Origin of the sequence: Pseudoalteromonas shioyasakiensis (genome assembly GCF_022398475.1) — a bacterium.
GTDB lineage: Bacteria > Pseudomonadota > Gammaproteobacteria > Enterobacterales > Alteromonadaceae > Pseudoalteromonas.
This window is the reverse complement of sequence record NZ_JAKEVM010000314.1, coordinates 1-585: the sequence shown is the minus strand read 5'-3', so window position 1 is coordinate 585 and position 585 is coordinate 1. Positions and strand designations below refer to the sequence as shown.

The window sequence follows — 585 nt, the reverse complement described above, 5'->3', positions numbered from 1 at the left end:
TTTCCCCATTCGGAAATCCTAGCCTCAAGCGCTTTTTACTAGCTTGACTAGGCTTATCGCAAGTTAATACGTCCTTCATCGCCTCCAACTGCCAAGGCATCCACCGTGTACGCTTAGTCACTTAACCATACAACCCAAACGGGTCTTTGTTAGTGACAGCTGTTAACTTCGCCAGAAGTTAATTCATCAAATAATGATGAGAATACTAAAGTAGATACCAATTAATCTTTCGATTAATGGCATATTTTTTACTTTTGAAAACTCTTTATAAATAACAATGTTATCTATAAGAATTTTAATATCAGCTTTCCAAATTTTTAAAGAGCATATTAATTAGTTAAACCTAGTGGTTTAGCTAACTAACAATCATCTGTGTGGACACTACGAACAAATAAGTTCTAAATCGTATAAGGAGGTGATCCAGCCCCAGGTTCCCCTAGGGCTACCTTGTTACGACTTCACCCCAGTCATGAATCACTCCGTGGTGAACGTCCTCCCGAAGGTTAGACTATCCACTTCTGGAGCAACCCACTCCCATGGTGTGACGGGCGGTGTGTACAAGGCCCGGGAACGTATTCACCGCAT

General features: G+C 41.2%; 2 rRNA genes. Both read right to left on the bottom strand.

The features are described from left to right. Positions 1 to 127 (bottom strand): 23S ribosomal RNA (locus tag L1D51_RS21685); the annotation flags it as partial. A 281-nt stretch (positions 128 to 408) separates the two neighbouring features. Continuing rightward, positions 409 to 585, bottom strand: a 16S ribosomal RNA gene (locus L1D51_RS21680); the annotation flags it as partial.